A 10,742-nucleotide genomic window follows, 5' to 3' on the forward strand; every position below is an offset into this window, starting at 1 on the left:
GTACCTGCCGCGCTGGGCGCGTGCGCCGCATGACTGGGCAGGCCGCGGCAAGATCGTGGCGAAACTCGGCAGGCTGCGCGATGTCTTCACCGAGGCGACCGGCCGATCGCGTTATGGCTGGTGGTGGACGATCGCCAATTGGTCGCTGAAGCTCACTGTGCAGGGATGGTTGCTGGCAATGCTACTGGGGACATCCTTTTCGACCGCCTTTCCAGGCGTCGTCGGGGCCGAAGGCGCCGCCATACTACCGGTGCAAGGCGTCGCCGGCTTCGGCACCTACGAAGCGGGTGCAGCGGCGGCGCTGCTCACCTCCGGCATTGCCATGAAGAGCGGCCTTCAGGCAGCGCTGGCATTGCATCTGTTCATCTTCTGCTCGGCAATCGCCACGGGTGCGATCGCCTGGCTGTTTCCCTCGAAATCGACACTGCCGGGGAACCCGGCCGTCGGCCCTGCAAGGAAGCCATCCCTATGAGCGTATTGCCCATCCCTGCTTCGGGACTGCCTGACGGCGCGGTGATGCCGGACCATACACTGTCCATCGTCGTGCCCATGTACAACGAGGCCGAGAACGTCGAACCGCTGCTGGTGCGGATTCACCAGGCGATGGAACGCTACGGCCAGCCGTGGGAGGTCGTGCTGGTCGATGACGGCAGCACCGACGCGACGGTGAGCGAGATCAGGCGCCTGGCGGCGCATTACGGCCCGCATGTGCATGCGGTCGAGCTGGTGCGCAACTACAAGCAAACCGCCGCGATGCAGGCCGGTATCGACGCAGCGCGCGGCGACGTCATCGCCACGATCGACGGCGACCTGCAAAATGATCCCTACGACATTCCGCGTATGGTCTACCGCCTGTTGAGCGAGGATCTCGACCTGGTGGTGGGCTGGCGCAAGGATCGCCAGGAAGGTTTTTTCATGCGCAGGCTGCCCTCGCGCATCGCCAACGCGCTGATCGCGCGCGTCACCGGGGTGCGCCTCAAGGACTATGGCTGCAGCCTCAAGGTCTATCGCGGCAACGTCATCCGCAGCGTCAAGCTCTATGGCGAGATGCACCGCTTCATCCCGGCATGGCTGGCCACGGTGACGACCCCCAGACGCATCGCGCAGGAAGTGGTGACGCATCACGCCCGCATCCATGGCCAATCCAAATACGGCATTTCGCGCACCTTCAGGGTCGTGCTCGATCTGGTCTTCATGTACTTCTTCATGCGTTATCGCACGCGGCCCGGGCACTTCTTCGGCGGCATCGGCATCGTGCTTGGCGCTCTGGGTTCGCTGATCCTTGCCTACCTGCTTTGCCTGAAGCTGCTTTTCGCCGAAGACATTGGAACGCGACCGATGCTGTTCACCGGCTTCTTCCTGCTCATCGCCGGGGTGCAGATGGTGACGTCGGGCGTACTGGCTGAAATGCTGGCACGGGTCTATCACGAAGCGAATGGAGCATCGGCCTATGTCGCGCGGCCACAGCCGGCGCGCAGTGACAATGACGGCTGGCTCCGCCCGAGCCGGCCATCATGAGGTGATCGGGACGCCATCGAGGCTCTCCGTCCCCAGCGTTGACCGGGGCAGTGGCTTCATCGATAGCTTGCTGGGAGGGATTTTGGTTTCAGGCCGACGGCGGACTGGCAGGGTTCATTGATCCCAGGAATGGCGGCCTGAGGGCAAGAGGCAAGGCGCAACGTCTGCGCCAACCTCTCGCCCTCGACTCGCGCCCCCTGGCGAATACAAGAGCGGCGGATCCTTCATTCAAATCGCGCCGCCACTTTTAGGTCTGATGGTCTAGTAGCGCGAACGGCAGCTGGCGCGCTGGCCGAAACCGCTCGGGCCACAAATCCAAGGCGAACGGCCAAGGAACGGGCCGCCATTGCCCAGACGGTAGGAGACCTTCACCGGCGCCGGCCTTCCGACCCGCTGCGGCCGCACGAAGGCCGCATAGGCCTCCTCCCTCGTACGCGTCACCATGGTCGTCTGTGTGAGCGGCTTGCGGTTGAACAGATGCAGCCGCTTCTTCTTGACGTCGTGCACCTTCTTGCCGAGCGTATGCACCACGGACTTTGTGCCGATCGAGCTGGTCTTGGTCGCGTCCTTGCTCTGGCAACCTGAGAGTATCGAGATCAATGCAACGGCGGCAAATGCACAAGCATATTTCGCGCCGATCCTTGCCCTTCTTTCCATACCTTTGTTCATCATTGTCCCCTACCACGAATATAATTCGTTGCAGCGCGGAGATCTATTTGCTTTTTTGGCTTCCGCGCCACGCGAGCAGCCTATCGCCGCTCACATCATGGATTGTATATTAGGGGAAACTTATTAAAGATCATGCAAACGACACGATGAACGCGGCCTTTCGGCAATCGATCGGATATAATTAAAGTTTGATCTTTGGGCTCGTGCCTGCAGCCGTCCAGAGTGCCGGCCCGCTACGCGGACGCCTCCAGCATTCAGCGCCGCGTTTCCCAACCTGGATCGAAGTAGAAATTGCGGCCACCGATGTTGCCCTGGCCGGCGCCGGAAACCACATAGGCGATGCGCACGATGCGCAGGCCACCGGCGCCCTGCTGCAGTCCGTAGACGCCTTCCATGCCGCGATCGTAGAAGCCCGCGGCGGGCACGATCAGCGCCAGCACGGCAAGCGACCCCTGAAAGGCGACTTTCGCCGCATTGGCGCGCAACGGAATCCTGTTTTCGATGACGTGCCTTACGACAATCACAACAACCAGCAGCCCGTAGAGGAAGGCGTTGAAGGCGGCGAACCAGTAGAAGCCGGTGGCATCGAAGGGGTGCTCAACGAGCAGGACAGGCAGTGCCGCGCCGATGGCCAGCGCCACATAGGGAGTGAGGGCGCGAGCCGGCAGAAGGTGCTTGGGGCCGCTGCCCTTGGGCGTGACGCGGAAATCGACGAATGATTTGGTCAGATAGTCGCGGATCGACGACAACGTGCCGGCCAGCACCCAAGGCCAACGCGCGAAGAAGAGGAACAGCGTGCCTTCCCAGCTGATCGTCTTGGCCGTCATCGGGCGCGAGAGGCCGAACGCCTTCAGCAGCATCACCAGGCCAACCAGCGCGACCGCGTTCGGCAGATAGTAGAACAAAAAGTCGAGATACATGACATTGGCGAAGTTGCGCCCGGTAGACAGCGCATAGACCGGCATGACGTACATCAGCAACGCAAAGACGGCGAACAGCGGATACCAGAGCTGGCAAAAGAGGAATTGGAATCTCAGCCGCGGCGACAGCTTTGGGAGATAGCTCGGCGAATATTCGAGCAGGATCGTCATCAGACTGCGCGACCACTGGAATTCCTGGGTGATGAGGTCGGCGAAGGTCTGCGGGCCATCGCCATGGGCGATGGCGTCGAGCGCATGCACGCCGTGCCATCCGGCCGCGTTGATCAACATGGAGGTGGAGTGATCTTCCGCCAGTTCAGGACCGAGACCGCCCGCCTGCTTCAGCGCCTTGGTCCGCACGGCATAATGCGAGCCGATGCAGAGCGGAGCTCCACCGCCCGTATGGCCGGACTGCAGCGGTCCGTGAAACATCCCTTCCGGAAACAGCCTGCCGCGCGCCGCCCAACTCTCGGCGGCGTTGTTGTCGCAGATGCTCGGCGCCGAGACATAGCCAACCGAGGGATCGGCGAAGGGAAACAGGATCTCCCTCAGATAGGTTGGCGTCGGTACATGGTCCGCATCCATCTGGGCGACGAAATCGTAACGCTCGTAGCCATAGTGGTCGTAGAAGAACGCCAAATTGCCTTCCTTGCAGCGCGTCCGGCGTGGCCATGTCGTGCGGTGATAGTCTTGCCTGCCGCGCCGCGTCGAAATCATCACGCCGTGAGCGTCGCACCAGCGAACTGTCTCTTCGGAGGGATCCTCGTCGGCCAGCCAGGTATCGTGCGGGTAATCCTGTGCCAGCATCGCTTCGAGCGTGCGCGCAACGACGGCAAACGGTTCGGAGGGGGCCTTGGTGACCACCATCGCGACCCGCGAACGCTTCGGGATCGTGTGAAGCTTGGACGGTTTTTTCGACGCATGCACGTTCAATAGAAAGTACAACGGCATGAGCGTGAGCCATACCAGGATGAGTGTTGCGAACGTGTATGGCCCGAGATGTTCGACATGCTCCGGCTTCAGCCACCAGATCCAGAAAAACCCAAGTGTGCAGAACCAGAAAGCCAGCGCCAGTCTCAGGATCCATTGCTGAAAGGCCGACAGCACGGGCACCAGAAAGGGTCCCTTCTGCGCAGTGACTGCCAGAGCCGCCTCAGATCGATGCGCCCGTCGGCTCTTATGGCCGACGACGCCATCATGCACGGAAGCACTCATACACTTACTCGCCCGCCACTTTGGGCTTCCGCCGACAAGGTGGCTGGAAGCTCCCAAAATCCCAGGATAGAATTAGCTAATGCTTTCTTAGCGTCAACTAAATTAATTGTTTGTTGAATATGATTCTTGAGATTTGGTTAACCTAATGCGTATCGGGGGAGGAATAGCCGCTACCGAGCAGTCAGTCTGGCGGCGAGCCGGCAAACTCTTCGGTGCTGGAAATTCACCGACGGGTCGAGGCAGTCGGAGGGGATCCGGCCAAAGCCGTTAACCATGTTGCGGTCGTCAAGGTTAAGCAACCGTTAATTGTGCTTGACTCTTGGCCCTGACCGGCTCTTAAATTAGCCAGGGATGATATATCGGGATTTTGACGCGAATTTGTGAGTATCGCGGCGAACTTTCTCTCGAACGCCCCCCTGTATAGGGGCTTGAGAGGTAATTTTGGGTGGCTCTGTGCCAGGTTCGCACATCCGCCAATGGGGTCGCTCCGAAATCCCGCAGATTCTGCCAAATAGAGCCGATCGGTTTTTGGGTAGTCGTGTCGATCAGGCATCGATGCGCACGGGCGAAGCCTTAACTTCCGAAAGTGGTTGGGGCCATGGGAGATCGACATGAAATACTCCACAGTAAAAGCACTCGCAATCGCGCTGGCATTGGGCGGAAGCGCCGCGTTCCCCACGGCAGGAGGCGCTGGCTCGGTAGCCGCGACGGACCCCTTCCAAACGAGCAGCGCCGCCTCGGCGTTCGGATCCTATGATCCCTACGGCGACTTCAGCGCCGACAAGAGTGCCAGCATCGAAGAGCTGTTCCTGCCTTGGGAAGACGTCGACCTGTCGACGCTGCCGCTTGCCGACGCCTATGCGCTGCAACGCGGACGTTCGCTGCTGATTACGGTTGAGCCGTGGACCTGGTCGAAGGACTGGCGCATCACCCCGCCCGAATTGCGCGACGGCATTTTGAGCGGCAAATATGACGCCAACATGCAGGCAATCTGCGGCCTGGTGGGACAGATGAAGAGCCCGGTGACCATTCGCTGGGCTCAGGAAATGGAAGACAAGAACGGCCGCTTCACTTGGGCCAACTGGGCTCCCAAGGACTGGATCTCCGCTTACAAGCGCGAGGTGGATATCTGCCGCAAGGCTGCCCCCGCCGCCAAGTATATGTGGTCGCCCAAGGGCGAAGAGGGTCTGGAAAAATACTACCCCGGCGACGACTATGTCGACGTCATCGGCCTGTCGGTGTTCGGTCTGCAGAAAAAGGACAATGACGAGGCCGGTCATGACCGTACCTTCGCTGAGCTGCTGAAGCCCGGCTATGACCGCGTTGCAGTGTTCAACAAGCCGATCGTCGTTGCGGAACTCGGCTATGTCGGAAAGCAGGACTATGTCTCGAAATGGCAGGAAGATTCCCGCAAATCCTACGCGGAGTTCCCGGCGCTGACTTCGGTCGTCTACTTCAACCAGAAGGAAGTGTGGCCGTGGCTGGGTGGCTATGGTCTGCCCGACTGGAGGGTGACCCAGCACGTCCTGCCGTAGACGCATCGTGCTGATCGATCTCGACGCGATCGGGATCGATTTCCAATCTCCTTGTTTGATCATGATCCATCTCGAACCAGCGGTTCGGGATGAGGGTTGAGGCGTGGCGTAAATCAGTCTGTGGAGAAGTTTCGTGAAACGGGTAGTGGGAAATTATCTCGGAGCGGCATTCGCCTGCTCCGTTCTTGTTCTTGCCTTTCAGGTTCCTGCGACGGCCAAGACGGCGACAAGGATCGCCGAGCAGGCGCAAAAAGCCACAGTCGTTCCTGACGAAGGCGTCTACCAGATTTATCAGAACCATTCGTGGCTGTGGGGCAAGAAGGGCGCCGGGTTCTTTGCCGTCAAGCAGAGGCAGTTCGATGCCTGGACTCACGACAAGGGCAAGTCGGGCTATGGCGACGGCATGTGGTTCATTCCCGGCGGCGGCAAGCTCTGCTACCGCGCGCAATGGCATGGCTCCTGGGGGGTGAAGGGCTCGATGACCTGCTTCGAGCATCGCCAAGTGGGCAAGGTTATCTACAAGCGTAAATCGCCTGATGGCGAATGGTACGTTTTCAAGAGCTCGCGTCGAAACCGGTCGGACGAGTCGATGAAATTGAAATACGGCGACTACGTCACAACGAAAATGAACCGGATCAAGGCCAAGCAGTAGATATTGTCGTGACACGCCACAGGTCAAGCATGTCGCCTGACGTTCAGGCGACCTGCCTTAAGCCTTGCGCTCCCAGCGGCGATCTGGCGTCTGTTGCCAGTAGGTGACGGCGTGGCCAGCGCTCTTCATCACCTTCCAGTGCCCTCGCGCCGCCTCGAGTTGGGCGGCATCGTGGCCATCGAACAGGAACACCGCGCGCTCGTAGCCGCCAAGGTCAGGCGGCACCGCACCGTCGACCAGGAACCTAATCTTGGCGTCGTTGGGATTGCCGTCGCCGGTGGTCAACAGAATCGGCTGTTCACCGGGATGAGCCTCACGATCGGTTGCGTGCGCCAGGAACGAATCGTCGCGGAAGGTCCACAGATGCTGGTCGAGCGCATCGCGGCGTTCCTCCGTGCCTGTCTGCACCACGGCGCGCCAGCCACGGTCGACGCTGCGTTCCAGGAGGCCTGGCAGCGCATCCTCCAGCGTCGATTCGGTCAGGTGGTAGAACAGGACGTCGGCCATCGCTTCAGCCTATAGTGATTGAACCCGTTCACTGCTCATAATTATCGCGCACCAGCCGGTCGAGCAGCCTGACGCCGAAACCGGAACCCCAGGACTGGTTGATCTCGTTCGACGGCGCCCCCATCGCCGTGCCGGCAATGTCGAGATGAGCCCATGGCGTATCCTTGACGAAGCGCTGCAGAAACTGCGCCGCAATGGTGGCGCCGCCAAAACGGCCGCCGATGTTCTTCATGTCGGCGTTCTTGGAATCGATGAGCTTGTCGTATTCGGCACCGAGCGGCATGCGCCACAGCCGTTCCTGCGTCGCCTGCCCCGCCGCCGACAACTTTTCGGCCAGCTCGTCATTGTTGGAAAACAGGCCGGCATAATGTTGGCCGAGCGCCACCATAATGGCGCCGGTCAGCGTCGCCAGATTGACCATGAATTTCGGCTGGAAGCGGTCGTTGCAGTACCACAACGCATCGGCCAGCACGAGGCGGCCCTCGGCATCGGTATTGAGCACCTCGATGGTCTGGCCCGACATCGAAGTGACGATATCACCGGGACGCTGGGCATGACCGTCGACGGCATTTTCGACCAGTCCGATGATACCGACGACATTGGCTTTCGCCTTGCGGGCCGCCAGCGCATGCATCAGGCCGGTGACGGCGGCGGCACCGCCCATGTCGCCCTTCATATCCTCCATGCCCGAGGCCGGCTTTATGGAATTGCCGCCGGTGTCGAAAGTGACGCCCTTGCCGACGAAGGCGATCGGGCTGTCCTTCGGCTTGCCGCCGTTCCACTGCATGATCGCCATGCGGGCGCCGCGCGGCGAGCCTTGCGCGACACCGAGCAGCGAGCCCATGCCGAGCTTCTTCATTTCCTTCTCAGCCAATATCTCGACCTTGACGCCTAGCGCCTCGAGTTCCTTGGCGCGGGCAGCGAACTCGACCGGCCCAAGCACGTTTGCCGGTTCGTTGACGAGGTCGCGCGCCAGCAGGACGCCGTCTATCACCGCCTCGGCATCGGCGAAGGCCTTCTTCGCAGCGGCCGGATCGGCGGTGTGGATGGTCACCTTGACCGACTTCTTCGGCTCTGCCTTGCTGTCGTCCTTGTCCTTCCTGGTCTTGTACTTATCGAAGGAATAGCTGCGCAGGAGAATGCCCGCGGCAAGGTTTGCCGCGTCCTTCGCACTCGGCGAAGCGCCGGCCACATTGAGGACCACCGCCACTTCGGTCGCCTTGCGCAGCGACGCGGCAACGGTGCCGCCAAGCTTCAGCCACGCATATTCGTCCAGTCCCGACACCTTGCCGGTGCCTATCGCCACCAGTCTGTCGAGCGACGCTCCCTGCGGCGCCAGAACTTCCACCGTACTGGCGAACTTGCCCATGAACTCAGCCACGGGAAAGGCCCGCTCCAATGTCTTGCCGGGATCGCCGGCCTTGGCGACGTCGCTCAGGCCGCCCTCATCCGCCGCGAACACGAAGACAGTGCCCTTCTTGTTTACCGCGCTCTGGGACCCGGAAAATTTGGCGAAGGCGATCGACGGTCTTTGATTCATCATGTCCTGCTTTCAGGGAATGCGCGACTTTTGGGGAAGCGGTTCGAAACGATGCGCGACATTTGGTCGTTTTCCGGCATTTGGCAAGACTTTGCCGAATTGGCATCCCATATGACCTATGGAATCGATGACGATTCGTCGCGGCACGGCCCCGCTTTTTGCCGCAACCTGTTGTTAACCATCGATGTTCGCCCTTTCTTATCTATTCCCGCCGACACTCCGCCCAGCCGGGGGGCGTAATGTGGGACAGAACCCGGATCGACCATCTGATGGAGCCAGTTGTGCAGGCGCTGCCGGACAGCTACCTTGTTCGGTGGCATGATGCCGTTCGAAAAAATCGAGAAAAGCCTTCATGAAGGTCGTTGAACGCTACATCATGCGCCGCGCTTTCGTGGTCTTCATGGCCGCTCTTGTGTGGACGCTGGCGATCGTGTGGACGACACAGGTGCTGGCAAAGATCGATCTGGTGACAGACAGCGGCCAGTCGGCGTTGACCTTCTTCGAAGTCGCCGCCCTCATCCTTCCGTCCATCATCCCGATCGTGGTGCCTTTTGCGCTGGTGGTGGCAGTCGCACAGACACTCAGTGTGATGAATTCGGATTCCGAACTCGCCGTCGTCAACGCCGCGGGGGCCTCGCGCTGGACGATCGTACGGCCGATCATGTTGCTGGCGCTCGCCGCCGCCGTTTTTTCCTTTGCCGTCGACAACGGCATCGACCCTTACGCACGGCAGAAGAACCGGGCACTGGTGGCCTCGTCGCGCGCGGATCTGTTGTCGCTGATCATCCAGGAAGGCACCTTCCGCAAGATTGACGACGGGCTGTTCCTGCAGATCGGTGAGCGCCTTCCCGACAATCGGCTGGGTGGCATTTTCGTCGCCGATTCGCGCGAGGAAGGCGTCAACCTCGTCTACTACGCCAAGACCGGCAGCATCGTCGAACGCGGCGGTGAAAAGGTGCTGATGATGAATGACGGCGTCATCCATCGCAAAACGCTGACCGGCGATCTCTCCGTCATCCGCTTTACCTCCTATGCCTTCGACATGTCGGCCTTCATGGCGGCGGCTTCGGCGGTGACGCTCCTGCCCAAGGACCAGACGACGCAGTACCTGCTCAACCCGGGCGCCAACGACAAGTACTATCAGCAGAACCCCTACGAATACCGGGCCGAGGTCAACCAACGGTTCTCGGAATGGACCTATTCCATGGTTTTCGCGCTGATCGCGCTTGCGGTCGCCGGGGATGCGCGCTCGCACCGCGAGGCGCGCGTCAATCCGCTGATCACGGCGATCACGATATCGCTGTTCGTGCGTTGGCTGGGCTTTTTTGCCGCCAGCAAGGCGGATGAGGTCCCGCAATATGCGTATATGGTCTATGGCGTGCCGATCGTGGCTTCCGCGGTGGCGATCTGGTTCATCGTCTCCAACCGAACACTGGAACTGCCGGTGACCTGGGCGGACTGGATGACAAACTTCGCCACGCGCATCGCTGACAGCTGGAATGCTTTCAAATTGCGTTTGTCCAGGCGCGGCGCATCAGGGCAAGGGGTCGGCTGATGGGCTGGACACTGGGCCGCTACTTCTTCTTCCGCTATGTGACGATCACCATCTGGTTCTTCATCGGCCTCCTGGCATTGGTGTTCCTGATCGACTTCACCGAGCTGTCCGGCCGCACCACCGGCCTGCCCGGCTTCACCTACGGCACGGCGGTAGCCATTTCAGGCCTCCGTATGCCGATGATCATGCTGCAGACGGTGCCGTTCGTCGGTCTCTTCTCGGCGATGGCGACGCTGGTGTCGCTGAACCGGCGCTACGAGTTGGTCATCGCGCGTTCCGCCGGTGTTTCCGCCTGGCAGTTCCTCTTGCCCTGCTGCATCGGAGCCTTGCTGTTCGGCGTCCTGTCGGTTGGTGTCATCAATCCGCTCGCCGCGCACGCATTCTCCTGGTCGGAGCAGATCGAAACCCAGCTGCGTTCCGGCAAATCGAATACGGTCTCGGCCGATGCCGCGCCCTGGATCCGGCAGAAAACCAGTTCGGGCGACACCATCATCGGTGCGCGGGCCATCCTGAACCAGGGCCTGGAAATGGCCGATGTCGTATTTTTCATTCTCGACCCGCAAGGCAACATCGTCGAGCGCAAGGACGCCGCCCGTGCCTTCCTGCGCGACGGCTATTGGGAATTGCAGGA

General features: G+C 60.7%; 10 protein-coding genes and 1 pseudogene. 7 read left to right on the top strand and 4 right to left on the bottom strand.

All coding sequences use genetic code 11. The annotated features are described in order from the left end of the window. A pseudogene (locus EN939_RS08635) lies at positions 1-472 on the top strand (UPF0104 family protein); the annotation flags it as partial. Between the two features lie 44 nt (positions 473-516). Continuing rightward, a complete protein-coding gene (locus EN939_RS08640; RefSeq protein ID WP_236383117.1) occupies positions 517-1,518 on the top strand; it encodes a glycosyltransferase family 2 protein in 1,002 nt (333 codons plus the stop codon). Between the two features lie 261 nt (positions 1,519-1,779). Here the strand turns inward: EN939_RS08640 and EN939_RS08645 are convergent, their stop codons facing one another. Together EN939_RS08645 and EN939_RS08650 are read right to left on the bottom strand one after the other, a co-directional pair. Beyond that, complete coding sequence (locus EN939_RS08645) at positions 1,780-2,187, bottom strand: hypothetical protein (RefSeq protein WP_127267682.1); 408 nt, start codon at positions 2,185-2,187, stop codon at positions 1,780-1,782. Positions 2,188-2,441: 254 nt separating this feature from the next. Beyond that, positions 2,442-4,322 (bottom strand): glycosyltransferase family 2 protein, encoded by a 1,881-nt coding sequence (locus tag EN939_RS08650; protein WP_127267683.1) that lies wholly within the window; start codon positions 4,320-4,322, stop codon positions 2,442-2,444. Positions 4,323-4,933: 611 nt separating this feature from the next. Between EN939_RS08650 and EN939_RS08655 the strand changes: the two genes are divergently transcribed. Then, positions 4,934-5,857, top strand: coding sequence for a glycoside hydrolase family 26 protein (locus tag EN939_RS08655; protein ID WP_127267684.1), 924 nt, complete (start codon positions 4,934-4,936; stop codon positions 5,855-5,857). A 133-nt stretch (positions 5,858-5,990) separates the two neighbouring features. After that, positions 5,991-6,509, top strand: a complete 519-nt coding sequence (locus EN939_RS08660) for a DUF995 domain-containing protein (protein WP_127267685.1) — start codon at positions 5,991-5,993, stop codon at positions 6,507-6,509. A 57-nt stretch (positions 6,510-6,566) separates the two neighbouring features. Here EN939_RS08660 and EN939_RS08665 read toward each other — a convergent pair whose 3' ends face one another. Beyond that, positions 6,567-7,016, bottom strand: coding sequence for a DNA polymerase III subunit chi (locus EN939_RS08665; protein WP_023813773.1), 450 nt, complete (start codon positions 7,014-7,016; stop codon positions 6,567-6,569). Positions 7,017-7,044: 28 nt separating this feature from the next. Next, positions 7,045-8,556 (bottom strand): leucyl aminopeptidase, encoded by a 1,512-nt coding sequence (locus EN939_RS08670; protein WP_127267688.1) that lies wholly within the window; start codon positions 8,554-8,556, stop codon positions 7,045-7,047. A 51-nt stretch (positions 8,557-8,607) separates the two neighbouring features. Between EN939_RS08670 and EN939_RS38535 the strand changes: the two genes are divergently transcribed. The 3 genes from EN939_RS38535 to EN939_RS08680 all read left to right on the top strand — a co-directional run. Beyond that, positions 8,608-8,796, top strand: coding sequence for a hypothetical protein (locus EN939_RS38535; RefSeq protein ID WP_127289235.1), 189 nt, complete (start codon positions 8,608-8,610; stop codon positions 8,794-8,796). 112 nt (positions 8,797-8,908) lie between these two features. Beyond that, positions 8,909-10,111, top strand: coding sequence for an LPS export ABC transporter permease LptF (lptF, locus tag EN939_RS08675; protein WP_127267686.1), 1,203 nt, complete (start codon positions 8,909-8,911; stop codon positions 10,109-10,111). Then, on the top strand, positions 10,111-10,742 hold a 632-nt coding region (locus EN939_RS08680), incomplete at its 3' end, for an LptF/LptG family permease (RefSeq protein WP_127267687.1). The genes lptF and EN939_RS08680, both read left to right, overlap by 1 nt.

It is taken from the genome of Mesorhizobium sp. M7A.F.Ca.CA.002.05.1.1 (assembly GCF_003998335.1).
GTDB lineage: Bacteria > Pseudomonadota > Alphaproteobacteria > Rhizobiales > Rhizobiaceae > Mesorhizobium.

Coding starts and splice junctions, on each gene's coding strand:
- EN939_RS08640 (WP_236383117.1), top strand. CDS start 517: ATGCCGGACCATACACTGTCCATCGTCGTGCCCATGTACAACGAGGCC.
- EN939_RS08645 (WP_127267682.1), bottom strand. CDS start 2,187: ATGAACAAAGGTATGGAAAGAAGGGCAAGGATCGGCGCGAAATATGCT.
- EN939_RS08650 (WP_127267683.1), bottom strand. CDS start 4,322: ATGAGTGCTTCCGTGCATGATGGCGTCGTCGGCCATAAGAGCCGACGG.
- EN939_RS08655 (WP_127267684.1), top strand. CDS start 4,934: ATGAAATACTCCACAGTAAAAGCACTCGCAATCGCGCTGGCATTGGGC.
- EN939_RS08665 (WP_023813773.1), bottom strand. CDS start 7,016: ATGGCCGACGTCCTGTTCTACCACCTGACCGAATCGACGCTGGAGGAT.
- EN939_RS08670 (WP_127267688.1), bottom strand. CDS start 8,556: ATGAATCAAAGACCGTCGATCGCCTTCGCCAAATTTTCCGGGTCCCAG.
- EN939_RS38535 (WP_127289235.1), top strand. CDS start 8,608: ATGCGCGACATTTGGTCGTTTTCCGGCATTTGGCAAGACTTTGCCGAA.
- lptF (WP_127267686.1), top strand. CDS start 8,909: ATGAAGGTCGTTGAACGCTACATCATGCGCCGCGCTTTCGTGGTCTTC.